Source organism: Amycolatopsis camponoti (genome assembly GCF_902497555.1).
In the GTDB taxonomy this organism is placed as follows: domain Bacteria; phylum Actinomycetota; class Actinomycetes; order Mycobacteriales; family Pseudonocardiaceae; genus Amycolatopsis; species Amycolatopsis camponoti.
Map to the genome: position 1 here is coordinate 3,527,323 of NZ_CABVGP010000001.1, position 23,591 is coordinate 3,550,913.

A 23,591-nucleotide genomic window follows, 5' to 3' on the forward strand; every position below is an offset into this window, starting at 1 on the left:
CGGCGGCAATCACCGAACCTGAACCGCTTTGGCACATTCCCTTCCCCGGCCACCGGGACGTCCCGATGGCCACCGTCCTCATCCAGAGGTGACGAGATGAGCCCCACCGCATCGCACCAACCGGCAGCCGGGCCGCAGTCGATCCGCAAGATCGCCATCGCCAGCCTGACCGGAACCGCACTCGAGTGGTACGACTTCTTCCTCTACGGCACCGCATCCGCCCTGGTGCTCGGCACCCTCTTCTTCCCCCACGCCAGCCCCCTCGCCGGCACCCTGGCCTCCTTCGGCACCTTCGCCGTCGGTTTCGCAGCCCGCCCTCTCGGCGGGATCATCTTCGGTCACTTCGGAGACCGGCTGGGCCGCAAACCCATGCTCGTGATCACGCTGATGGTCATGGGCTTCACCACTTTCCTCATCGGCCTCCTGCCCACCTACGCGCAGATCGGTGTGTGGGCGCCGGTCCTGCTCATCGTGCTGCGCGTGCTTCAAGGCATCGCGGTCGGCGGCGAGTGGGGCGGAAGCGTCCTCATGATCACCGAGCACGCCCCCGCGGGACGACGCGGCTTCTACTCGGCCTGGAGCCAGGTCGGCATCAACCTCGGCTTCGTCACCTCCGCCGCGGTCTTCGCCGCGGTCCAGAGCCTGTCCGACGAGGCGTTCCTGTCCTGGGGATGGCGGGTGCCCTTCCTCCTCGGAGCCGTTCCCGCGCTGGCCGGCCTCGTCATCCGCCTGAAGATCGAGGAAACACCGGAGTTCCGGAGCGTCCAGCACAAGGGCGGCAAGCAACGGCTACCGATCCTGCACGCCCTGCGAACCCATCCGCGTGCCATCCTGATCACGATGGGCGCCCGCCTGGCGGAGAACGGCTCTTCGTACATCTTCCTGGTCTTCTCCCTCGCCTACGGCAAGCACATCGGGGTCGGTAACGGCCTGCTGCTGACCGGGATCATCGTCGCGAACGTCGTGGAAGGCGCCTCGATGGTGGGATTCGGTGCCCTGTCCGACCGCATCGGTCGTCGCCCGGTCTACATGGCCGGAGCGGCCACCCTTGTCGTGGTGGCGTTCCCCTTCTTCTGGCTGCTGGACACCGGAACCCCCGCGCTCGTCTGGCTCGCCTTCATCGTCGCCATCGGCATCGGCCACGGAGCCATGATCGGCACCCAGCCGAGCTTCTTCACCGAGCTGTTCGGCAAGACGTCGCGCTACAGCGCCATCGCCCTCGGCCACGAGTTCGCCTCGGTGTTCGCGGGCGGCCTCTCGCCGCTCATCGCTACCGCGCTCCTGGCGGCCACCGGCGCCTCCTGGCCCATCTCGCTGTACCTCGTCTTCCTCGGCTGTATCACGCTTATCTCGGTTTACTTCGCCCGCGAGACGGTGCAGCGCGACGCTGTGTCCACGCCGGACCTGAAGCTGCCGCCCGCCGGAGTGCGCGAATAAGCCCACTGCGCGGGGGGAGGCGGGCCCGGGAGGGGTGAGCTCCTCCTCGACACGGGCCGATGTGGAATCCCAGGTGCCGCCGTAGGAGTACCCGGAACGCCGGGACTTCCTTGGTTTTACCGACTGATGAGGCGAACGCTGTGTCACTGATTTCGCTGCTAGCGCAACCGATTCCCAGTACGCTGCCGCGGACGTTACCGTGGCCGCATGCGTTCACCGATCACGGGCATTGCCGCCGGCGTGCCGTTCACCGCTCTGCCGCCAGCCGACGACGGCCCCGCGCCGCTGATCGTCACTTGGCACATGCTCGACGCGCCGCGGTCGGACGCTGCGTTCGCTGCCGCGGTGCCGATGAACGGCTTGCCCGCGTGGCGGGTGCACCTGGGAATGCCGATGTGCGGGGCGCGCATGGTCGACGGCACCATGGACGCGGGCTTGGAGCTTCTCCGCAAGGACGTCCTGATGGCCGCTCTGTACCCCATCCTCGTGCAGGCGACCGAGGAGTTCCCTGCCGCGCTGGAGTCGATCCGTGCGCAACTGCCGGTCGGTGACGGTCCGGTCGGCGTACTCGGTGGCTCGCTGGGTGGGGCCGTCGCGCTACGGATCCTTGCCGACAACGACATCCCGGTCTTCGCGGGCGCCGTCGTGAACGCCGCCATCCGGATGCGGTCCGTCGTCGGCCTGTTCCCGGGCGAGTATCCCTATGTCGCCGAGTCTGAGAAGGTCGCCGACAGCGTGGACTTTGTTGCCCAGGCTGCGACCCTCGCCGGTCGCGCGCCGCTGCTGGTCGTCAGCGGCGAGCTGGATCACCCGTCGCTGCGCGCCGATGCGCTGGACCTCGTCAACGCTGTGGGGGATGGGACCGAACTGCTGTCGATCCCCGAGCTGGCTCACGCGCTCGCCGACGAACCCGGCATCGAGCCCGCACCCCAGCTGCCGTTGGCTCGCGAGGTGGACGCCGGCTTGACCACGTGGTTCCGGCGCCACCTCGCGGATGCGGGCTAGGCGACGTCGGCGACTTGCTTGGTTGCGACCATCGTTCCTGACTGGAGCTTCGCCTCGATCCACGAGGTAGCAGGCGTAGGTGCATGCGACTCCCGTTGCGTCGAAACAGCTCTTGTACCCGTAGCTGCCCGACCACACACTTGGGCGTATGAGCCCCGGCGTCAGAACCGGGAATTCAGGACGTGGTCGACGGCAGCGTGCAGCGTCTCGGTTTCGGTGGCCAGGAGCGATTCTTCGGAGGGCAGGGCTCTCGCGATCGACAGTCCGTTGAGGACGGTCACGAGAAACCTGGCGCGCCGGCCGTTGTCCCCGTCGGCGAGGGCGCCTTCGTCCCGCAGGACGGTCAGCCAGTACTCGACCCGGCGTTGCGCTTCCCGCTCGATCGCGAGATAGGCCGCCCGGCTCTCGTCGGTCGGCTCGGGCTCGATGTAGGTCTTGAAGATCTCGCTCCAGCCCGCTCGCGCTTGCGCGCCCGCGCCGGCGAGAGCGAGCACCTGCCGGAGGCAATCGATCAGCCGGTCCCGTGCGGGCGCCGAACGGTCGTGGATCCGATCGTCCGGGGCGACGACGTCGTAGATGCCGGCGAGCACGGCGTCCTGCAGCGCGCGCTGCGTCGGGAAGTGATATCGGAGCGAGCCGGTGCTCACGCCGGCCCGCGCGGCGACCGCCCGCACGCTGAGCCGCGCACCCAGATCCTCTCCGAACATCGCCATCGCCGCCTGAAGGACCTTGTCCCGGCTGCTGGGCTCCCTCTCCCGCGTCACTGTGGCCACCTCCGTTGACACACTGTACTAACACACTGTGCTACTGTCGCGCCGGACCCCACTAGCACAGTGTGTTAGAAGCTTCGCTCCGCATTGGACGTGAACTCATGGACCGCCTCCGCAGGCCGTTTCAGATCATCCGCGGCGACCTCCGCGCGTACCTCTTTGTCAACATCTTCGTCTACGGAGTGCTGCTCCTCGGCATGGCTCTGGGCATGCTCTTCCCGGACCTACACGCCGCGCGGTCCGCATCGTTCGCGGAAGGCAGCCAGGGAGCGCTCGTCAACGCGGTGGTCGGCAACGGATGGGTGTTCGGCACGGTCATCTTCCTCGTCAACGTGTTCCCGACCGCGTTGCTGCTCATCACCCTCCCGTCGTTGGCGGTGCCCTTCGCAGGACTTGCGGTCTTCGCGATCAAGACCATCGACCTGGGCGTCACACTCGCCCCCGTGGACGCGATCTCGCGCCTGACCCTCATCCCGCACTCCGCCACGCTGCTCATCGAGTTCCAGGCTTACGCGCTCGTGATGTTCGGCGCGTACCTGCTGGGCAGGTCCTGGCTCCGGCCCGAGACAGTCGACGCCACCACGCGCCGGCAGGGATACGCGCGCGGTTTGCGCCGGCTTGCCTGGCTTTGGCTTCCGGCGCTCGCGCTCTTCGTCATCGGTGCGGTGTACGAGGCGATCGAGATCTACTTCCTCGTGCCGCTGGTGCTCGGAAGCTGATCGTTGGTCCCTCCGTGGAGCCAGGTCATCGAGGTGGCCAGGCTTCGCGGCGGTGAAGATCGACCGCGGGGGCGAAGGTGAACCCGGAGCCGTGGCGGTCGACGCGGCCGGCGGAAGGGGCGGCGAAGTGCGCGGGGATCATCGCGGTTCCGGTGTCGGCCAACCAGTCCAGCGTCCGCCTGCGGGTGCGCGCCGAGAGCTCGGGGTCGACGCAGTACCGGGTGCTGGTGTCCGGGTCCATCAGCTGGAGCGGGTGGTGCAGGATGTCGCCGGTGAGCAGCAGCCGGGCCCGGGAGCCGGTGACCAGGACGGCCGTGTTGCCCGGGGTGTGACCCGGTGCCGGGCACAGCCGCACGTGGGGGCCGAGCTCGGCGTCCGGGGGCGTCAGATCCAGCAGTCCCGCCTCGGCGACCGGTTCGATGCTGTCGGCCAGGTAGTCGCCGGTCCGGGTCATCGCCGCGGCGCCCGCCGGGGATCGCCAGTAGTCGTACTCCGGTGCGGTCAGAACGTGCCGCGCCTTCGGGAAGGCGGGTCGCCAGTGCCCGTCCGACCACCGCGTCGCCCAGCCGACGTGGTCCACGTGCAGGTGGCTGAAGACCACTGTGGACACGTCGCCGGCGGACAGTCCGGTCGCCGAGAACCGTTGCCACCAGCCACTGTCCAGGCGGTCGAACTCCGGCCTGGCCCGGGGCTTCCCGTCGCCGACACAGGCGTCGACGAGGATCCGCTCGTGCGGCGTGACGACCAGGAAGGCCTGCATGGTGAAGACCAGCTGTCCTGGTTCGGACCAGGGCGCCTCGGCGGCCCAGCCGGTGGGCACGCCGGGGTGTCCGGGGAAGAACTCCGCCGGATCGATGAGCAGCCGCGGTGTCTCCACGATCGGAACCACCGCGACGTCACCGAGATCGAACCAGCCGCTCATCGCCCCACCACGTCCCGCTCTTTCCGCGCCACGTCCCCGGCCGCGCGGGGCAGGCGCCACAGCACCGCCGCGCTCACGGCCGCCACCACCACCGGAATGGCGGTCAGCAACACGATTTCGTCGCCGGGGAGCGAAAGCGCGAGCAGAACCCCCGCCGTGGCCGGGCCCACGATCGAGCCGACCCGGCCCAGTGCCGCGGCCCAGCCCACTCCGGAGGTCCTGGTGGCCGGCGAGTACATCGCCACCGCGAGGGTCAGCTGACCGATCTGACCGGCCGTGACGCCCGCACCGGAACCGGCGAGGGCGAGCAGCAGCGCGGTGTGGTCCGTCCCGACCGTGGCCGCGACGACCATCGACACCGCGCCGATCGCCGGCATCACCATCAGGGCGAACGTGATTCCCTTGCGGGCGGCCAGCAGGAGGAGCACGACTCCACCGATGACTCCGCCGAAGCTCAGGAAGGCGAGGCCGATCGGGGCCTGCGAGGCGGAGAAGCCGTACCCCGTAAGCAAGGTGGGCACCCAGGACTGGAGGGTGTAGCTGGCGATGAAGACCAGGAAGGCGAAGCTCCACAGCAGCAGGGTGGCGGCGCGCAGTCCGGGGGCGAACAGCGCTCCGACGCGCGCCGCGGCCGCCGTGCTGTCCGTGGTCACGGACACCGGCGCCGCCGGCAGCCACCGGCCCATCACCACGGCCAGCAGCAGCGGCAGTCCGCCGCCGATCCAGAACACCCCGGTGGCCCCGACCGACGCCAGCAGGCTGCCGCCGAAGACACCGGCGACCGTTCCGCCGAAGGCGAGTCCGAGGGTGACCGTGACGGAGACCGTCTGCCGTTGCCCGGCCGGGTGGTGCGCGGTGGCGAGGGAGACGGCGCCGGGCAGGACCACGCCGAGCCCGAGCCCGGTGCTCAGCCGGACCGCGCTCAGGGCGGTCAGTGACTGCAGGGGAAGCACCAGGGCGGTGGCCAGCGAGCCCGCGGCGAACAGCACGGTCCCGGTGATCAGCATCCGCCGCAGGCCCAGCCGCACCGCGAGCCGGCCCGAGGCGAGGTAGCCGAGCACCACGCCGATGTTGGTCAGCACCACCGCCGGGGTGAAGCCGGCCGAGGCGACGCCCCAATGCCGCGCCAGGGAGGGCAGGACGAAGGAGAGCGACGCGGAGTCGAAACCGTCGAGCAGCACCGCGAGGAAGGCGAGGCCCACCACGCCGAAGCGCATCCCGCGAAAACCCGTGTTCTCGTGGCCGGTCATCGGGTGCCTCCGAAAACCACCTGGTGCGCGGCTTCGAACAGCTCCGACGTCGGGTCGGCGAAGGCGGTGGCGGTGCCGATGTGGTCGGTCCCGGTCAGCGTCACGGTCACCGGCGGCCGGCCCGCGTCGGTCAGGGCGTCGGCGAGCAGCCGTCCCTGGCGGGTCAGCCAGAAGTCGTCGTCCGCCTTGCGGTTGGGCTCCGGATCCCCGAAGGAGATCACCACCCGCTCGGGGGCGCGGCTCACCCGCAGTGCGGGGCTGAGCCGCCGGGCCTGCGCCGGGTCTTCGACGATTCCCCGCAGATCGGTGGGCGCACTCATGCACACGGTGCCCGCCACCGGGCCGGGGGAGCTGTCGGTCAGCGTGACCATCGCGGCGAGATGGCCGCCCGCGGAGTGCCCGGCCACGGTGATGCGGTCCGGGTCACCCCCGTACCGGGTGGCGTTCGCGCGTGCCCACTCCACCGCCGCGGCCGCGTCCGCGACGGCGTCGGCGATGGTGTGGCGCGGTTCGAGCCGGTAGCCGCAGGACAGGAAGACCGCGCCGGCGTCCACCCAGGGGGCGGCGAGGTGGTCGTAGTAGGCCGGGTGGCCCTCGCGCCAGCGGCCGCCGTGGAAGTACACGATGACCGGCCGGTCGCCGGATCCTGGGTGGTAGACGTTCACCAGCTGGTGGGCGTCGGGTCCGTACTGGAGGTCGACGTCATGGGGCACCCGTGAACGCAATTCCTGCCGGGAGCTTGCGGCTTGCCGGTAGAAGCCCGGCCAGTCAGGGTGGTAGTCCTCCGGGTGCTGACAAGTGAAGAACTCACTGGTGTCCGCCGGACGGACGGCAGGGCCTGCGGCCATGGGGTCCTCCTCGTCATCGCCGGCGCGCTGGCGGCTCCGGTCATGCAGTGATCCGTATCTTCACCAGGCCCGCGGCACCTCGGGTAATGCCTACTTCGCCGGCACCTATGGCCGTCCGGTCATACCGGAGGCTATGCCCGTTCGGCTATGACCCGGCCACGGATCGGTATTGGACGGGCATGGAAAGCCGACCGTACGGTGCCCTTATGAGTGCCGATCCGCCCCCCGAAGTCGTTCAGCTCCGGAACTTCGTCGACGGAAGCTTCGTCGACGGTGCGGACACGTTCGACAAGATCAGCCCGGTCGACGGGGCCCGCGTCGCCGTGGTGCACGAGGCCGGGCGGGAGACGGTGGACGCCGCCGTCCGGGCCGCGCGCCGGGCCTTCGACGGCCGCTGGGGCCTCAGCACCGACCGGGACAGAGCCGCCCTGCTGAGGCGGATCGCCGACGGGATCGAGGCGCGTTTCGAAGAGTTCGTGACCGCCGAGATCCGGGACACCGGTAAGCCGGTGGCGCTGGCCCGCGAACTGGACGTGGCCCGCGCGGCGGCGAACTTCCGGTCCTTCGCCGACACGATCTCCGCCGCCGGTCTCGATTCGTACCTGACCGACACGGGCGGGGGCCGCAGTGCCCTCAACTACGCGGTGCGCCGGCCACTCGGCGTCGTGGCCGTCATCGTGCCCTGGAACCTTCCGCTGCTGCTGCTGACCTGGAAGGTCGCCCCGGCGCTGGCCTGTGGCAACGCCGTGGTGGTCAAGCCGTCCGATGAGACTCCGTCGACGGCGACCCTGCTGGCGGAGGTCATCGCCGAGGCGGGCGCGCCGAACGGCGTGTACAACGTCGTCCACGGCTTCGGCCCGGGCTCGGCGGGGGAGTTCCTCACCCAGCACTCGGGGGTCGACGGCGTCACCTTCACCGGTGAGTCCTCGACGGGGGCGACGATCATGAAGGAGGTCGCCCCACGCGTGGTGCCCGTCTCCTTCGAACTGGGCGGCAAGAACGCGGCCGTCGTCTTCGACGATTCCCCGGTGGAGCGGACCCTCGACGGGCTGACCCGGTCGCTGTTCCTGAACACCGGCCAGGTCTGCCTGTGCACCGAGCGGGTCTACGTCCAGCGCGGCCTCTTCGACGAGCTCGCGGCCGGGATCGCCGAGCGGGCCCCGGGGACTGAGCCTCGGCCGTCCGCACGACCCCGGCACGACGACCGGCCCGCTGATCTCCCGGGGACACCGGGCCAAGGTGCTCTCATACCTCGACCTCGCCGTTCAGGAAGGTGCCGAAGTCCTTGCCGGGGGCGGCATCCCCGATCTCGGCGAGGACCTGGCGCGCGGCGCCTGGATCGAACCGACGGTGTGGACCGGCCTGGACAATTCCTGTCGTACCGTGCGCGAGGAAGTCTTCGGTCCGGTCGCCGCGCTGATCCCCTTCGACACCGAAGAGGACGCGATCGGTTTGGCGAACGACACCGAATACGGGCTGGCCGCTTCGGTGTGGACCAGCGATCTGACCCGGGCCCACCGGGTGGCGCAGGCGATGAACGTCGGCCTTTCCTGGGTCAACACCTGGTACCTGCGCGACCTGCGCGCCCCCTTCGGCGGGACGGGCCGCTCCGGCATCGGGCGCGAGGGCGGGAAGCACTCGCTGCACTTCTACACCGAGACGACGAATGTGTGCGTGGCCCTATGACCGGATCGACTCTTTCCCGGTACGCCTCGGCGCTCGATGAGGCCGTCACCTCCAGGCTGGCCATCGCGCAGCTGAGCCGGACCGCCGCCCTCACCCTGGACGACGCCTACCGCGTGCAGGCACTCGGCTCCGAGCTGCGGGCGGCTCGCGGTGACCGCCTCGTCGGTGTGAAGCTCGGGTTCACCAGCAAGGCCAAGGCACGGCAGATGGGCGTCTCCGACGTCATCTTCGGCCGGCTGCACGCGCGCGGCGAAAACGCCGACGGTGGCAGCGTCGCGCTGGCGGACTACATCCACCCGCGCGTCGAGCCGGAGGTGGCCTTCCGCCTCGGTGCGCGGTTCGACGCGCGCGCCTCGGCCGACCCCGAGGCCGAACTGCGCGCCGCCGTCGACGCGGTCGCCCCCGGGCTGGAGATCATCGACAGCCGCTACGCGGACTTCCGGTTCTCCCTCACCGACGTCGTCGCCGACAACACCTCGGCGGCCGGGTTCGTGATCGGAGCCTGGCAGCCGGCCGATCTCACCGCCACCGGTGTCCGGTTCGCCGAGCGGCCGGTGACCCTGGAGATCGACGACGTGGTCGCGGCGACCGGGAGCACCAGCGACATCCTCGGCGACCCGGTGCTCGCCCTGCCGGCGATCGCCCGCATGGCCGCCGCGCAGGGAGTCGTCCTGCCCGCCGGTTCCGTGCTGCTGGCCGGGGCGGCGACCGCCGCGGTCGCTCTCCCGGGCGGGGTCACGGTCCGCGCGACCGTCGCGGGTCTTGGCACCGTTCACGTCACCACCATCCCCGCGGAGGAGCGATGACCGACAAGTCCCTCGTGGTCGAGGGGAAGGCCACGCCCCGCGGCCGGTTCCCGCACGTCAAGGTCGTCGGCGACCTGGTGTTCGTCTCCGGGACCAGCAGCCGCCGCCCCGACAACACCTTCGCCGGGGCCGGCGCCGACGCGATGGGGGTGACCGATCTCGACATCGAGGCGCAGACCCGGGCCGTGCTCGACAACATCAGCGACGTCCTCGCCGCCGTGGACTGCACGCTCGACGATCTGGTCCAGGTCACCGCCTATCTCGTCAGCATGAACGACTTCGGCGGCTACAACCGCGTATGGGACGAGTACTTCGACGCTTCCGGCCCCACGCGGACCACCGTCGCGGTCCACCAGCTTCCCCACCCGTACCTGCTCATCGAGATCCAGGCCGTCGCCGTGCGCCGGCCCGGCCGCACCGCCAAGGAGAAGTCATGACGTCGTCACTGCCTCCGGTCTTCAACTTCCCGCAGTGGCTCGCCGAGCACGAGCACCTGCTGAAGCCACCGGTCAACAACAAGGCGATGTGGGACACCAGCGGTGACTTCATCGTGCAGATCGTCGGCGGTCCCAACCAGCGGCTCGACTTCCACTTCGAGCCGTTCGAGGAGTACTTCTACCAGGTCAAGGGCACTATGCACGTCAACGTGATCACCGAGGACGGTCCGCGGCGCGTGGACATCGGCGAAGGCGACATGTGGCTGCTGCCCGGCAGCACCTGGCACTCACCGCAGCGCCCGGAGGAAGGATCCATCGGCATCGTGGTGGAGCGCGTCCGCCCCGAGGGCACGACGGAGCAGTTCGGCTGGTTCTGCCGGGAGTGCGGCACGAAGGTGCATTCGGTGGAGCTGCAGGTGCGGGACATCGTCGCCGACCTGCCGCCGGTGTTCGAGGCCTTCCACGCGTCCGTCGAGCAGCGCACGTGCGGAAACTGCGGCGCGCTGCACCCCGGTAAGGGCTGATCCGGTGTCCGACGTCATCGACGTGCACACCCACTACGTCCCGGCCGGCTGGCCGGACCTCGGTCCCGGACAGCCCTGGCTGCGCGTGGAGTCCGAACGCCAGGCGATGATCATGGTGGGGGAGACCGAGTTCCGGGCCATCGATTCGGCCTGCTGGGACGCGTCGGCCCGGCTGGCCGACATGGCGGCCGACGGGGTGCGGGCCCAGGTGGTCTCGCCCACACCGCTGTTCTTCGGGTACGACTTGAGCGGTGCCGAGGCGGTCAAGGTCTGCCGGATCTTCAACGATCTCGCCCTGGACATCTGCGCACCCGACCGGGAGCGCTTCATCCCGTTCGCCCAGGTGCCGTTGCAGGACCCCGACGCGGCCTGCCGCGAACTCGACCGCTGCCTGGACGCCGGGCACGCCGGGGTGGAGATCGGCAACCACGTCGGCGACCAGGACCTCGACGCGGAAGGCGTCGTCACCTTCCTCCAGCACGCGGCCTCGCGCGGCGCGCCGGTCTTCGTGCATCCCTGGGACATGCCCACCTCGCCGCGGTTGGACCGCTGGATGGCGCGGTGGCTGACCGGGATGCCGGCGGAGACCCACCTCTCCGTGCTCGCCATGATCCTCGGCGGGGTGTTCGACCGGGTGCCGGGCTCGCTGCGGATCTGTTTCGCGCACGGCGGCGGGTCGTTCGCGTTCTGGCTGGGGCGCCTGGAGAACGCCTGGCATCGCCGCCCGGACCTCATCGCCACCTCGCAGCTGCCGCCCTCGGCCTATCTCGGCCGGTTCAGCGTGGACAGCGTCGTCTTCGACCCCGTGGCTCTGCGCACGCTGGTCGACACCCTCGGCGCGGACCACGTGATGCTGGGTAGCGACTACCCCTACCCGCTGGGCGAACGGCCCGTCGGCCAGGTACTCCGGAAGGCCGACTTCCTCAGCGCCGCGGAGCGCGAGGCGATCGCCGGTGGCAACGCGCTGCGCTGGGTCGGGCGCGTGGCCGCCGACCAGCGGGTATGTCCATAGTGGGACACATGGCCGTGCGGCTATGCCCTAGGACGCAAGGCGGTCTACCGTCCTCGTATGGAAATACCGCGGATGCTGGACGGGCGGCTGAAGTTCCGCCATCTCCTGCTCGTCGAGGCGCTTTCCGGTCAGGGGAGCGTGGTCGGCGCCGCGGCCGCGCTCCACGTCACCCAGCCCGTGGTCACCCGCAGCCTCCAGGACCTCGAACGCATCCTCGGCGTCACCCTCTACGAACGCGGCCCGCGGGGGATCCGGCCCACCGAGTTCGGTGACGCTTTCACCGAGTACGCGCGCTCGGCGCTGGCCCAGATGAACCAGGCGAGCAGGCACCTCCAGGAGATCGCCGACGCCACCCGCGGCCACGTGGTCATCGGCACCCATCTCGCGGGCTCCAACCTCCTGCTGCCGCGGGCCGTCGCCCATCTCAAGCGAGACCGCCCCGCCCTGAGGATCGTCGTGCGCGAAGCGACGCCTGGGGCGCTGCTTGACGACCTCGTCGCCGGCAAGATCGACTTCATCGTCGGTCGCCTGGCGACGGTCCCCCCGGAGGGGACGATCCAGCAGACGCTGCACGCGGAAACCATCCGTGTGATCGCGCGCAGCGGCCACCCGCTCGCGGCACGCACCGAGATCCCGCTCGACGAGCTGATCGCCTACCCGTGGATCCTGCCGGGGGTGGAGACGGCGCTGCGCACGGAGCTCGAGGAGTTCTTCCACCGCAACGACGTCTCCCTGCCCCCCGACCGCGTCGAGACGACCGCGTTCCTCACCATCCGCCAGCTCCTCGTGGAGACCGACATGGTGGCCGCGCTCCCGGAACTCATCGGCGCGAGCGACCCCCGGCTCACCGCGCTGCCGATCTCGCTCGACCTCGTCGGCGCACGCGTCGGGATCACGCTGGCGGCCGGCCGTCGGCTGAGCCCGGCCTCGGAGGCCATGATGCAGTCGCTGGTCGCGGTCGCGGATTCCGTGCAGCCTCAGCCGGCTCGATCCGACTGAGTTCCGGCCGCGCGAAGGTGCCGTATATCAGCCCTCAGGCCCGCGCCGCGGTGGGAGCTGTGTCAGGTCGCGGGGGAGGGCGCCACGGTGAGGGCCGCGGGGCTCGTCGACGGGAAATCCGCGCACGACGATGTTGCGTCGCGGCAGGTGCGGGCCCGGTACCGAAAGACCCGCCCCTCTTCTCAGGCCCTCACCCGCGTCAGCGACGTCTTGACCCGCAACAACCAGCTGTCGAGTGCGACTCGATCCGCGCGTGACGGTCCCCTTCAGTCCCGGCCGGGCCGCCCGCCCCAGCGCGCCTGGGTGACCGGTCAGCCAAGCATGTTCCGCATGGCGCGGTACCCCGCCAAGCGGTACTCGTCGGCCCTGGCGGGCTCGAGTGCCATCATGTCCATGGTCGAATTCGCGACCGCCTCGACGAGAGCGCCGACGAACCGGATCGGCTGCTGCCGCAAGACACCTGTACGACTCGCCTCCTGGAAGAGTTCCACGCCGACGACGGACTCGAGCTCCGACTCCTGCCGCGTCTGGCTGCTCACGTACTCCGACACGCCGATCAGCAGCAGAGCGCGGCGACGAGCCGGGTTCCGCGTCCCCCAGTCGGTCCAGCGCCGCCAGATGAGCCACAGCTTGTCGTCCAGCGGGAGCGCGTCGTCGAGGTCAGCGATCACCGCCGCGCGCAACTCCTTCTTCAACACGGCGAAGACCGCGTCGAGCAGACCCGCCTTGGTCTCGAAGTGATGGAACACCGAGCCCTGCGCGACACCTACACGCTTCGCGATGACGGCCGTGGATGCAGCGACGCCATCGTCGGCCACCACCTCGACAGCGCCTTCGATGATGCGGCTGCGCATCACCAAGGATCGGGCATTTCCGGCTTCCGGCATCGACGGCTCCAAATTGATCGAGTAATCAATCAACATGATACGTTGGACATCACCCAACGCGAACAGGAGGTCTTCGCATGGCAGTCTCGGAGACAGTCGAGTCGAAAGGTGCCGGCCGGCCGCGAACCGGCGACGGCGACGTCCACACGGTGATCAACGGCGAGCCGGTCTTCGCGAGGTTGGACGATCCACGCCGCTCGCTGGCGGAGTTGCTCCGCGATGAGCGCGGGCTGACCGGCACCAAGATCGGCTGCAACCAGGGCGGCTGTGGCGCGTGCACCGTGCTCGTCGACGGCCGGCGAGTCCTGTCGTGCCTCACGCTGGCGGTGAAGGTCGACGGGCGCGAGGTCACGACCATCGAGGGCGTCGGGACCGAGGACGACCTGCACCCGCTTCAGGAGGCGCTCATCGAGCATGACGGCTTTCAGTGCGGGTTCTGCACGCCGGGGCAGATCTGCTCGGCGATCGGGATGGCGGGCGAGCTCTCCCGCGGACTGCCCAGCCGAGTGACCGGCGACGTGGCCGCCACGCAGATGTCGTGGAGTCGCGAGGAGATCCAGGAACGCATGAGCGGCAACCTGTGCCGCTGCGGCGCCTACAACGGGATCGTCGACGCGATCATGGAGACCTTCGCCGCTGCGGCACCCGCCGATACCGAGCGTCAGGGGGCACGGTGAAGACCTTCACCTACCTTCGACCGCCGAATCCGCAGGCCGCGGTGGAGGCTGCCACCACGCACCGCGCCCGGTACGTCGCGGGCGGAACCAATCTGCTGGATCTGATGCGTGAGGGCGTCGAGCAGCCGACGGGGCTCGTGGACGTTTCGGAGCTCTCCACGGGCATCCGGCGTGACATCGACGGAACCCTCGTCCTCGGAGCCGGTGCCACGAACACCGCGGTCGCCGAGCACCCCGACGTCCGGACCTGGTTCCCGCTGATCTCCAGGTCCGTCCTCAACGGCGCGTCCGGGCAGATACGCAACATGGCGACGGTGGGCGGGAACCTGCTGCAGCGCACCCGCTGCCTGTACTTCTACGATGCGACGACCCGGTGCAACAAGCGTGTCGAGGGCTCCGGTTGCGACGCGGTCGAAGGGGACCACCGCAACCACGCCATCCTGGGAGCCTCTCCGAGTTGCGCGGCGACCCATTCGTCCGACCTGTGCGTCGCACTGGCCGCGCTGGACGCGTCCGTCCACGTGCTCGGCCCCGGCGGTGAGCGGACCATCGATCTCCTCGAGTTCTACGAACTTCCCGGGGACCGGCCCAGTGTGGAGAACGTCCTCGGCCCGCACGAGCTGATCACCTCCGTATCGGTTCCGCCGCTGAGCTACGGGCGCCGGTCGACCTACCGCAAGGTGCGGGAACGCACCAGCTACGCGTTCGCCCTGGTGTCGGTGGCCGCGGCGCTGGACATCGAAGACGGAGTGGTCCGCGATGCTCGCCTGGCGCTGGGCGGCGTCGCACCGAAACCCTGGCGGGCGACCGGGGCCGAGGCGCTGTTGCGAGGTGCCCGTGCCACCGGCGACGAGTTCCGGCGTGCTGCCGAGGCCGTGGTCGAGGACGCCAGCCCGCTGCGCGACAACGCGTACACGATTCCACTGGCGACGCGCACCATCGTCGCCACTCTCGAACAACTCGCGGGTGCGGAGGCCCGGTCATGAGTCTGATGCAACGAGTGGTCGGGCTGGTCGCGCGAGCCCTTCCCGACCGGGCCCCGGATCCGATGCTCGACCGGAAGGACGCATTCGCCGGCACGCCGCTGTCCCGGGTCGACGGGCCACTGAAGGTCACCGGTGGAGCGGAGTACACCGCCGATGTCGCGGTGCCCGGGCTCACCCACGCCGCGATGGTGTGCAGCACGATCGCCGGCGGCCGCATCGAGTCCATCACCGTGGCCGACGCGGAGAAAGCGGCCGGCGTGGTGCTGGTGATGACGTACCGGAACGCACCCGTACTGTCGCCCGCACCGACGCTGATGAGCTTCACCGGCGCGTCGTTCACCGATGCGCCCATGATGCAGGACGCGCGAGTCCGCTGGGATGGGGAACCGATCGCGGTCGTGGTCGCGGAGACCCTCGCACAGGCACGGCACGCGGCATCGCTGGTGAAGGTGACCTACGCCGAGGATCCTTCGGCACGCGTGGACTTCGACGCCTTGAAGTCTCGAGCGCGGCGCCCGGCCGCCGTCCAGGGACAACGACCGCGGATGACGAAGGGCAGCGTGGACGAGGCGCTGCGCACCGGCGACGTGGTGGTCGATCACGTCTACCGGACGCCACGGCACAACCACGCCGCCATCGAGCCGCACGCGACCGCAGTGGCCTGGCACGGTGACGACAGCATGACCGTGTGGGACAGCACGCAGGCCGTCACGCACACCCAGATGGGACTGGCCAAGGTGTTCGGCCTCGAGCGTGAGAAGGTCCGGGTGGTCTCGCAGTTCGTCGGCGGTGGCTTCGGGAACAAGATGATGTGGAACCACCAGGTGCTCTGCGCCGCCGCGGCGAAGCTGTCCGGCAGGCCCGTCCGCATCACGATGAGCCGGGAGGACGTCTTCCGGGTCACCGGCGGGCGCACGCTTTCCGAGCAACGCGTCGCACTGTCCGCGACGCGTCACGGCAAGCTGAGCGCTCTCGTGCACGAGGGCACCACCACGATCGGCGTCGACGGCAACGGGTTCGCGGAGCAATTCACGTTCCCCGCGCGGGTCCTCTACGCCGCCGACAACTTCGTCGTCGACCAGAGGGTGCTGGAGCTGAACATGGTGCCGAACGCCTCCATGCGCGCGCCCGGCGAGTCCATCGGATCGTTCGCCCTGGAATCCGCCGTGGACGAAGTGGCCGAGGGCCTCGGCATGGACCCGATCGAATTCCGGCGCGGGGTGCAGCCGGACAAAAATCCTTCCAGCGGCAGGCCATTCGCCATGCGCAACCTCATGCGGGCCTACGACCTGGGTGCGGCGCGGTTCGGCTGGGACGCGCGGAACCCGGTGCCACGATCACACCGCGAGGGCGAGTGGTGGATCGGCCACGGCGTCGCCTCGTGCAACTACCCGTACGTCCGGCTGCCCGGCGCGAAGGCGTCGGTCAGGATCGACAGCGACGGCCACGCCGTGGTCCGGACCGCTGCGCACGAGATGGGCATGGGGACCCCCACCGTGCAGGTGCAGCACGCCGCGGCGAGGCTGGGCCTTCCAGTGGAACAGGTCCGCTTCGAGTACGGCGACAGTGAGCTTCCGGCCGGGATCCCGGCCGGCGGTTCCGCGCAGACCGTCGCCATCATCGCCTCGGTCACCGACGCCGTCGACAAGCTGGTCAAAGAACTCCTCAAGCTGACCAGAGCGGGGTCGCCGATTTCCGGGGCGCGACCGCGGCAGGTCGAACTACGCGACGGGGGCATCTACCGCAAGGACGGCGGACCGGGCATCTCCTACCGTGAGCTGCTCCGGGCAGCGGGACGCGACCACGTCGAGGCGGTCGGCGCGGGCTCCCTGCCGCTGGAGATGATGAAGCACTCGATGGAGTCCTTCGGCGCCCAGTTCTGCGAGGTTCGCGTCAGCGACGTCACCGGCGAAGTCCGCGTCAACCGCTGGGTCGGCTCCTTCGACACCGGCCTCGTGCTCAACCCGAAGACGGCGGCCAGCCAATTCCGCGGCGGCATCGTGATGGGACTGGGCCAGGCCCTGACCGAGGAGACAGCCTTCGACACCCGGCGGGGACGAATCATGAACCCTTCGCTGGCCCACTACCACGTACCGGTTCACGCCGACGTGCCGCCGATCGACGTGGTGTGGCTGGACATCCCGGATCCCCTCGCGCCGATGGGTGCGCACGGCGTGGGCGAGATCGGCGTGGTCGGGGTCGCCGGCGCCGTCGCCAACGCCGTCTACAACGCGATCGGAGTACGGTTCCGCGAATTGCCCCTCACACCGGGCAAAGTGCTCAGTGGACTCGCCGCGCTGGAGGCGGAGTCCCGGGAAGCACGATCGACCGTCTGAGCCGACGCCGCCACGCTCCGGCCTCTCGCTCGGACGTGCGGGCCTCCGGCGACAACTCGCCGGCATCGTGGTCGCCCCTCACGACCGGGCGTGGTGCATCCGGACTCGATCGCCGGGTCAGGCCACTTCGACGACGACCTTGCCGAAGGCGCCGCGGTCGAGGTGGTCGAGTGCCGCGGGCAGCTCGGTGAGCGGGTAGCGCTCGTCGATCACCGGCTTCAGGCCGGTACGGTCGACGGCTCGGACGAGGTCTTCCAGCGCGCGGCGATGGCCGGTTCCGATGCCCTGGACGGTGATGTCTTTGAGCATCAGGGGCATCACGGGAGCAGTCACGTCAAAGCCCTCCAGCGCGCCGATCTGGTAGATCGTCCCACCGACCGCCGCGGTCTGGACGGCCTTTCCGAGATGCGCCCCGCCCACCACTTCGAGGATGTGGTCCGCGCCGCGGTCGTCGGTGATCTCGAGGATGGCCTCGATCCAGTCCTCACGCGTGCGGTCGACGCAGTGGTCGGCGCCGAGTTCCGCGGCGCGCGGCAGCTTGTGGGCGCTGCCGGACACGATGACCTCGGCCCCCAGCGCCTTCGCGAGCTGGATCCCGAACAGCGACACCCCGCCGGTCCCCTCGACCAGCACCGTGTCGCCGGCCCGCACTCCACCACGTTCGGCGAGCGCGAACCACGCGGTCAGCCCGGCGCACGGCAACGTGCTGGCTTCCGCGTGTGCGAGCGTTCCCGGCGCGTGGACGAACCATTCCGCCGGCAAGGCCACGTACTCCGCCAGGACGCCCGGGTAGTGACCACCGAGGGTCCGGTAGGACGGCGTCCGGGCGTCGCCGTGGCGGCGGCCGTCGATCCAGTCCGGGGTGAAGGTGGAGATCACGTGCTCGCCGATGGCGAAGCGGGTGACCTCGTCGCCGGTCGCCACCACTGTTCCCGACAGGTCGGACCCGGGGGTGAACGGAAAGGAGAGCGGCAACCCCCGCCCGCTTTCGGTGACCATCTTGTCGCGGTAGTTGAGTGCGACGGCCGCCACCTGCACCAGAACTTCGCCCCGCTGTGGCTGGGGAATCGGAACGTGCCTGAGTTCCAGCCGATCGCGGCCGATGTCGTCCATTTCCCAGCGCCGCATGGTCTCCGTCATCAAAGCTCCCCGTCGTGTTTCCCGGTTTGGCGCGTGGTCGATCGCATCGAGTACGGAACTGTCCGGTCCGGCACCCGATGCGGTGACGCTGACCGGCAAGGCGATACCGGCATCCCGCGCGACCAGCCGGAGCCGCCTGGCGGCCGCCGACCGCAGACCTCAGTTCGGCTTGGACGTTCTCTGGCCCGTCGTATCGCTGTCGCTGTTCTGCCGATCGGGTTCGATCGGGGCGGCGTGGGTGGTTTCGTGGCGGCCGGCCATGCCGGCGAGCAGGGCCAGCGACTGTTCTGCCGCGGAGCCCGGGGCCGCCGAGTAGAGGTACAGCGTCTGCCCCACCGACCCCGTCACGGAGAGGGATTGGTAGTTCACCGTGATCTCGCCGACGAAGGGATTGTTGTAACGCTTCGTGCCATCAGTCCGCTCGTGCACATCGTGGCGTGCCCACATCGTGCGGAATTCCGCGCTTTTCAGCGACAGCTCGCCGATCAGCTCGGTCAGGCGCGGGTCGTCGGGGCCGGTGCCGGCCGTGGACCGGACGCTCGCGACCACACTGTGCGCGATCGTGTTCCAGTCCGGGTAGATCTCGCGCGCGGCGGGGTCGAGGAACACGTCACGCATGAGGTTCCGGCCGGGGGTGAATCCTTCGTTGAGCAGCACCGCGAGCTCGTTGGCGGCCAGCACGTCGCGGTACCTGCCGATCACCACCGCGGGATTGGCGGTCCAGCTTTCCACCAGCCGGGCGAGACCGGTACGTACCTTTTCCGGCCGGTGCGCACGTCGCCGCCGCGGAGGCGGGGCCGTGGCAAGCTGCCGCAAGTGCGCCGACCCGGCGTCGTCCAGTTGCAGCGCTCGCGCGATCGCGTCGAGCACGGCTGCGGACGGGTTGCGATCGCGCCCCTGTTCCAGTCGTGCGTAGTAGTACGGGCTCACCCCGGCGAGGAACGCGACCTCCTCGCGCCTGAGCCCCGACACCCGTCGGCGACCCTGGTCCGGCAGCCCTTGCGCCACCGGGTCCAGTAGCGCTCGCCTGGCCCTCAGGAACTCGCCCAGCGGGTTGTCGGCGTCGAGGTGGTGCATGTTTCCCACAGTAGGCAACCCTCCCCGAACCTGACACACCCTGAGAGGGTGACCATCAGCGCTGCCGGGCGACGCGGCATGAGGGGACACTGTGCTGCCGGCTTTCGTCCGCGTCCGGCGATTCCACAGTGGAGTGTCGACGGAACGCCGTGCTCGATCAGCTGGGGAACTGGTCCACCCCAACGGACTCCACCACGCTGACCCGATGATCGCGGCCACCGGCACTTCCGGTCACCGAACCTTCTCGTAAGCTGGCGTCATGCGGCTGTTCCACCAGGTAGACGTCTTCGCCGACGAGTTCCCCTACGGCAATCCCGTCGCCGTCGTGCACAACGCCGACGACCTGAGCACCACCGACATGGCGGCCATCGCGCGGTGGACCAACCTGGCCGAAACCACGTTCCTCCTCACACCGACGCACCCCTCGGCCGACTACCGCCTCCGGATCTTCACCATCAGCCGCGAACTGCCCTTCGCCGGCCACGCCACCCTCGGAGCGGCACGCGCCTGGCTGGCGGCCGGCAACACCCCCGGCCGAGCCGGCCGGATCGAGCAGCAGTGCGGCGCCGGCCCGGTCCACATACGCTCCGAGGCCGACCTCTTGTGGTTCGCTGCGCCGCCGCTGCTGCGCGACGCCCCCGTGACCGACTACGAGCTGCGTGCTCTTGCCGCCGGGCTGCGCATCGAACCGGAACAGATCACGGCGGCCCGGTGGGCCGACAACGGCCCCGGGTGGGTTGTCGTCCTGCTCGCTTCCGCGGAAGCCGTCCTGGCCATCACTCCCGACTACGGACGTTTGAGCGGATTTTCCGCCGTCGGCGTCGTCGGGCCGCACCCGGCGGGAAGCGAGGCGCTGTTCGAGGTCCGGGCGTTCACCGACGAGGGCACCCGCTGGGAGGAGGACCCGGTCACCGGCAGCCTCAACGCGGCTGTCGCGCAGTGGCTGATTCCAGCGGGCGGCGCCCCCGCGCGGTACACCGCCACGCAGGGCGCGGCACTTCAGCGCCGGGGCCGAATCCACCTTTCCCACCACGACGGCGAGATCTGGGTCGGAGGCCGCACGGCACTCGGCATCACCGGGCAGTGGCACTAGGTTCCGGGCCTTCTTCTGCGAGCCGGCGGTCCGCGGTTTGGCGGGGGTCGCGGCAGAAGGAGGCCGAGCCGTCGCCCGCGGTGCAGTCGTCGGCCAGGCGGCGGAACTGCTGGGCGGCGCTCTGCGCCGAGGGCAGGGCATCGATCGCGGTGATGATGCGGTTGGCCGGCGGCACGACGGTGGCGGCGAGTTGCTCGTGGCCATCGGCGACCTGGTCCGCGTCGGCGGCGAGCTGGTCGGTTCAGCGTCCGCCGGGGTGGCGGTGCCGGAGCCTCCAGAACACCACGCACGAGGCGACGACCCAGCCGGTCAGCACGAGGTACGGGAACGCGCTCTGGTGGCCGGGGAAGTAGACGGCCGTGTGGTGGGCACTGATCGACGCGCCCGGTGGAAGCCACCGGCCGAGGTCGCCGAGAGTTGTCGGCAGCAAGGCGGCCGACACCGTGCCGCCGGACGAGGGATTGCCGAGCAGGACCATCACCGCCCAGGTCGGCAGCATGCCCCAACGTCCGAAGAGCGTGCTGAACATGGTGCAGGTGACTGCGGCGGCGAACATCGTCAGGGACAAGATCAGCCACGACGAGAGGAAGGGCAGGTCGAGTGCGCCGACGAGCAGGCTCACCACGGCCGTGATCGCGAGCCCGCCCGAGGTGGCGGTGACGGCGAGGAATCCGATGCGCTCCCCGGGCGCGAGGCGTGGCGCGTGGACGTCGTACAACATCGATCCGATGAACCCGATGATCACTGCGGCCAGGGTCATGTAGAAGATCGCCAGGCCGCGGGGATCGCCCTCCTGCAGCGGACTGAGGTCGTCGATCTCGACCGCGGTGCCGCTTGCCACCGCAGCGCGAGGAGCGCGCTCGGACAGCAGCTGTGCGACCGAGGGGCCCGATGCGCCGGAGAGCTCCAGCCGGGCGGGGATGCCGGTTGCCCGGTACTCGAGCACCCCGAAGACCCGCTGCTCCAGAATTGCCTGACGGGCCGCGGTCCGGTCTGGCATCGCCTGCTGCTCCAGCGCTCCGTCGAGCAGCGCGTCCAGCGTCTCGTCGAGAGACCGGTCGGCTCCGGCGGGCGCGAGGACGGCGAGTGGGATGTGATGCGGAGCGGGCGCAGCCAGGAAGGTCGTGTAGGAGCCGACGAACAAACCGGCCGTCGCGGTCAGGATGAGGGCCAGCACGGTTGCGGGGTAGAAGGGGGACCTGACGAACGCACTCGATCTGTTCACGACGCTCCGATGAGAACTCCAACGCTAGTGTTGGAACTTTGGTCAACGTACTCCCGGAACGCCGGATCGGCAACACTGGTGTTGGAGTATGGTTGCGCCATGGCTTGGGACGTCGAAGGTACGAAGCGCAGGATTCAGGAAGCTGCGCTCGCCGAGTTTTCGCAGTTCGGAGCCGCTGGGACGACGATCGACAGGATCGCCAAGCGTGCTGAGGTGAACCGGGAACGGGTCTACAAGTACTACGGCGACAAGGCGGTGCTGTTTTCGAAAGTGGTCCGGTACGAACTGGACAAGCTCGCCGAAGACGTGCCTCTGCGTCAGGTGGCGGGCCCGGACGACTTGGCGGACTTCGCCGGACTCTCGTTCGACTACTTGAAAGAACACCCGGATGTTGCCCGGCTCGTCCTGTGGGAGGGCCTTGCCGATACGGGCGCCGTCCAGGACGAAGCTGAACGAACCGGGCTGTACGTGGGCAAGGCTCGTGCGGTGGCCGAGGCCCAGCGGGCCGGGCTGATCGACTCGTCGATCGCCCCCGCTCATCTTGTCTTCCTGCTCATCGCGCTGGCTGTCCAGTGGTGGGCGACACCACAGATGGCTCGCATGCTCGCGACCGGGCAAGACGACGACTCGCCGGCTCGGCGCCGGGAGGCCGTCGTGCAGGCGGCACGGCGTCTCACAGCTGTCGGCAGTTGATGTGACCGGGGGAACTGGTCGACCTACCCTCCGTCCCCGAGGGATTCCTCCGTGGCCGGGGCGAGTTCGAAACCCGAGGTGTCGGCGGCGACCAGCCCGGCGGCTGACCTCGTCAACGACCTGAACCACCGGTGGGCGTGGTCGTTGGTGTGGCGCGGGTGCCACCAGAACGCCAGCGTGAGTGCGTCGAAAGCCATCGGAAGGGGCAACGAGCGCAGGCCCAGGGTCAATTCCGCGCGCAGTGCGAGGGATTTGTGGACGACCGCGACCCGATCGGTGCCCCGGACGAAGGACGGCACGCCCGAAAACGTCCCGACCGTGACCTCGACGCGGGGGTCGAGCCCGGCCAGTACCAGCTGGCGCATGATCGTGGAGCTCACGAGCGCCGCTGTCGCCGTGGACCGGTCGGCGTAGAGCACCCACGGGAGAGCTGCGAGCGTGTCGCGGTCGAGGACCGTTCCGACCCGGTCATTGCGAGCGTCGACCAGCGCCCGCCATTCGGTGGTCAGCAGATCCACGTGCGGTGCCTCCGGCAGGGCTCCGTGCGGCAGCAGGATGCCGTCGAGGGTGCGCAAGGTCTCGAGGGCATCGTCGAGGTCGGCGATGCGCAGCAGGTCGAACCGGACGGATGACGCCGGCGCGGCCTCGCTGAGGAGCCGGCTGATCGACGGGCCGACTGCCTCGAGCCAGAAATCACTCGTCAGGACGACGAACTGGCGACGGGTGCGTACCGGGTCGAACCCCGCGCGGCCGAGGAAGACCCGCTCGCTGCTGGTGACCGCGTCGGTGACGAGGGGTTGCAGGGCCGCGGCCAGCGGGGTGAGCACGTATCTGCTTCCCTGGCGCGCCAGCAGCTCGTCACCGAAGTGCCGGCGGAGCCTGGCCAGCGCGGACGACACCGTCGGCTGGCTCAACCCGAGCTGCTGGGCCGCGCCGGAGACACTGCGCTGGGCGAGCAGCGCGTCCAGGTGCACGAGCAGGTTCAGGTTGAGGTTCTTCAGCTCCTTCACGGGTGGCCTGCGGTCGTGGGTTCGTTCACAGCGCCATGACTACACACCCGGC

Annotated in this window: 23 protein-coding genes and 1 pseudogene; 15 read left to right on the forward strand and 9 right to left on the reverse strand. The window is 69.7% G+C overall.

Features of this window, described 5'->3' with window-relative positions; all coding sequences use genetic code 11:
• Window positions 1–96: 96 nt before the first annotated feature.
• Window positions 97–1,437, forward strand: coding sequence for an MFS transporter (locus AA23TX_RS16690; protein ID WP_155543420.1), 1,341 nt, complete (start codon window positions 97–99; stop codon window positions 1,435–1,437).
• A 207-nt stretch (window positions 1,438–1,644) separates the two neighbouring features.
• Window positions 1,645–2,442 (forward strand): alpha/beta hydrolase, encoded by a 798-nt coding sequence (locus tag AA23TX_RS16695; RefSeq protein ID WP_155543421.1) that lies wholly within the window; start codon window positions 1,645–1,647, stop codon window positions 2,440–2,442.
• A gap of 161 nt (window positions 2,443–2,603) precedes the next feature.
• Here AA23TX_RS16695 and AA23TX_RS16700 read toward each other — a convergent pair whose 3' ends face one another.
• Window positions 2,604–3,206, reverse strand: a complete 603-nt coding sequence (locus AA23TX_RS16700) for a TetR/AcrR family transcriptional regulator (RefSeq protein ID WP_155543422.1) — start codon at window positions 3,204–3,206, stop codon at window positions 2,604–2,606.
• 107 nt (window positions 3,207–3,313) lie between these two features.
• On the opposite strand from AA23TX_RS16700, the gene AA23TX_RS16705 reads away from it, so the two are divergent.
• Window positions 3,314–3,931 (forward strand): stage II sporulation protein M, encoded by a 618-nt coding sequence (locus AA23TX_RS16705; RefSeq protein WP_155543423.1) that lies wholly within the window; start codon window positions 3,314–3,316, stop codon window positions 3,929–3,931.
• Between the two features lie 25 nt (window positions 3,932–3,956).
• Here the strand turns inward: AA23TX_RS16705 and AA23TX_RS16710 are convergent, their stop codons facing one another.
• From AA23TX_RS16710 to AA23TX_RS16720, 3 genes are read right to left on the reverse strand one after another with little or no spacing between them, the layout of a single operon-like run.
• Window positions 3,957–4,853 (reverse strand): MBL fold metallo-hydrolase, encoded by an 897-nt coding sequence (locus AA23TX_RS16710; protein ID WP_155543424.1) that lies wholly within the window; start codon window positions 4,851–4,853, stop codon window positions 3,957–3,959.
• A complete protein-coding gene (locus tag AA23TX_RS16715; protein ID WP_155543425.1) occupies window positions 4,850–6,103 on the reverse strand; it encodes an MFS transporter in 1,254 nt (417 codons plus the stop codon). The genes AA23TX_RS16710 and AA23TX_RS16715 overlap by 4 nt, the downstream gene beginning before the upstream one ends.
• Window positions 6,100–6,816: an alpha/beta hydrolase gene (locus AA23TX_RS16720; protein WP_196425351.1), complete on the reverse strand. Its 717-nt coding sequence runs from the start codon at window positions 6,814–6,816 to the stop codon at window positions 6,100–6,102. The genes AA23TX_RS16715 and AA23TX_RS16720 overlap by 4 nt, the downstream gene beginning before the upstream one ends.
• Window positions 6,817–7,157: 341 nt before the next feature.
• On the opposite strand from AA23TX_RS16720, the pseudogene AA23TX_RS50740 reads away from it, so the two are divergent.
• The 7 genes and pseudogenes from AA23TX_RS50740 to AA23TX_RS16750 all read left to right on the forward strand — a co-directional run.
• Window positions 7,158–8,051: pseudogene (locus tag AA23TX_RS50740) on the forward strand (aldehyde dehydrogenase family protein); the annotation flags it as partial.
• 115 nt (window positions 8,052–8,166) lie between these two features.
• Window positions 8,167–8,637, forward strand: a complete 471-nt coding sequence (locus AA23TX_RS50745) for an aldehyde dehydrogenase family protein (protein ID WP_277875408.1) — start codon at window positions 8,167–8,169, stop codon at window positions 8,635–8,637.
• On the forward strand, window positions 8,634–9,443 hold the full coding sequence (locus AA23TX_RS16730; RefSeq protein ID WP_155543427.1) for a 2-keto-4-pentenoate hydratase: 810 nt from the start codon (window positions 8,634–8,636) through the stop codon (window positions 9,441–9,443). The genes AA23TX_RS50745 and AA23TX_RS16730 overlap by 4 nt, the downstream gene beginning before the upstream one ends.
• Window positions 9,440–9,880 carry a RidA family protein gene (locus AA23TX_RS16735; RefSeq protein WP_155543428.1) on the forward strand — a complete coding sequence of 147 codons (441 nt, stop codon included), beginning with the start codon at window positions 9,440–9,442 and terminating at the stop codon, window positions 9,878–9,880. Before AA23TX_RS16730 ends, AA23TX_RS16735 begins: the two co-directional genes overlap by 4 nt.
• Window positions 9,877–10,404, forward strand: coding sequence for a 3-hydroxyanthranilate 3,4-dioxygenase (locus tag AA23TX_RS16740; protein ID WP_155543429.1), 528 nt, complete (start codon window positions 9,877–9,879; stop codon window positions 10,402–10,404). Before AA23TX_RS16735 ends, AA23TX_RS16740 begins: the two co-directional genes overlap by 4 nt.
• A gap of 4 nt (window positions 10,405–10,408) precedes the next feature.
• Window positions 10,409–11,416 (forward strand): amidohydrolase family protein, encoded by a 1,008-nt coding sequence (locus tag AA23TX_RS16745; protein WP_155543430.1) that lies wholly within the window; start codon window positions 10,409–10,411, stop codon window positions 11,414–11,416.
• A 57-nt stretch (window positions 11,417–11,473) separates the two neighbouring features.
• Window positions 11,474–12,415 (forward strand): LysR substrate-binding domain-containing protein, encoded by a 942-nt coding sequence (locus tag AA23TX_RS16750; RefSeq protein ID WP_155543431.1) that lies wholly within the window; start codon window positions 11,474–11,476, stop codon window positions 12,413–12,415.
• Window positions 12,416–12,726: 311 nt separating this feature from the next.
• On the opposite strand, the gene AA23TX_RS16755 is transcribed toward AA23TX_RS16750, so the two are convergent.
• Complete coding sequence (locus tag AA23TX_RS16755) at window positions 12,727–13,338, reverse strand: TetR/AcrR family transcriptional regulator (protein WP_155543432.1); 612 nt, start codon at window positions 13,336–13,338, stop codon at window positions 12,727–12,729.
• A gap of 41 nt (window positions 13,339–13,379) precedes the next feature.
• Between AA23TX_RS16755 and AA23TX_RS16760 the strand changes: the two genes are divergently transcribed.
• The 3 genes from AA23TX_RS16760 to AA23TX_RS16770 are packed head-to-tail and all read left to right on the forward strand — an operon-like array spanning window position 13,380 to window position 17,301.
• Entirely contained in the window at window positions 13,380–13,979 is a 600-nt protein-coding gene (locus AA23TX_RS16760) for a (2Fe-2S)-binding protein (protein WP_155543433.1), read from the forward strand.
• Window positions 13,976–14,965, forward strand: coding sequence for an FAD binding domain-containing protein (locus tag AA23TX_RS16765; protein WP_155543434.1), 990 nt, complete (start codon window positions 13,976–13,978; stop codon window positions 14,963–14,965). Before AA23TX_RS16760 ends, AA23TX_RS16765 begins: the two co-directional genes overlap by 4 nt.
• Complete coding sequence (locus AA23TX_RS16770; protein WP_155543435.1) at window positions 14,962–17,301, forward strand: xanthine dehydrogenase family protein molybdopterin-binding subunit; 2,340 nt, start codon at window positions 14,962–14,964, stop codon at window positions 17,299–17,301. Before AA23TX_RS16765 ends, AA23TX_RS16770 begins: the two co-directional genes overlap by 4 nt.
• 117 nt (window positions 17,302–17,418) lie before the next feature.
• On the opposite strand, the gene AA23TX_RS16775 is transcribed toward AA23TX_RS16770, so the two are convergent.
• Window positions 17,419–18,540 carry a zinc-dependent alcohol dehydrogenase family protein gene (locus tag AA23TX_RS16775; RefSeq protein ID WP_230862530.1) on the reverse strand — a complete coding sequence of 374 codons (1,122 nt, stop codon included), beginning with the start codon at window positions 18,538–18,540 and terminating at the stop codon, window positions 17,419–17,421.
• Window positions 18,541–18,600: 60 nt separating this feature from the next.
• A complete protein-coding gene (locus tag AA23TX_RS16780) occupies window positions 18,601–19,518 on the reverse strand; it encodes a helix-turn-helix domain-containing protein (protein WP_155543436.1) in 918 nt (305 codons plus the stop codon).
• A 259-nt stretch (window positions 19,519–19,777) separates the two neighbouring features.
• Between AA23TX_RS16780 and AA23TX_RS16785 the strand changes: the two genes are divergently transcribed.
• A complete protein-coding gene (locus AA23TX_RS16785; RefSeq protein ID WP_155543437.1) occupies window positions 19,778–20,611 on the forward strand; it encodes a PhzF family phenazine biosynthesis protein in 834 nt (277 codons plus the stop codon).
• Between the two features lie 241 nt (window positions 20,612–20,852).
• Here the strand turns inward: AA23TX_RS16785 and AA23TX_RS16790 are convergent, their stop codons facing one another.
• Complete coding sequence (locus AA23TX_RS16790) at window positions 20,853–21,788, reverse strand: ABC-2 transporter permease (protein ID WP_230862531.1); 936 nt, start codon at window positions 21,786–21,788, stop codon at window positions 20,853–20,855.
• A 147-nt stretch (window positions 21,789–21,935) separates the two neighbouring features.
• On the opposite strand from AA23TX_RS16790, the gene AA23TX_RS16795 reads away from it, so the two are divergent.
• Window positions 21,936–22,529, forward strand: a complete 594-nt coding sequence (locus AA23TX_RS16795; protein ID WP_155543439.1) for a TetR/AcrR family transcriptional regulator — start codon at window positions 21,936–21,938, stop codon at window positions 22,527–22,529.
• Between the two features lie 23 nt (window positions 22,530–22,552).
• On the opposite strand, the gene AA23TX_RS16800 is transcribed toward AA23TX_RS16795, so the two are convergent.
• On the reverse strand, window positions 22,553–23,539 hold the full coding sequence (locus AA23TX_RS16800; protein ID WP_155543440.1) for a LysR family transcriptional regulator: 987 nt from the start codon (window positions 23,537–23,539) through the stop codon (window positions 22,553–22,555).
• Window positions 23,540–23,591 lie beyond the last annotated feature (52 nt).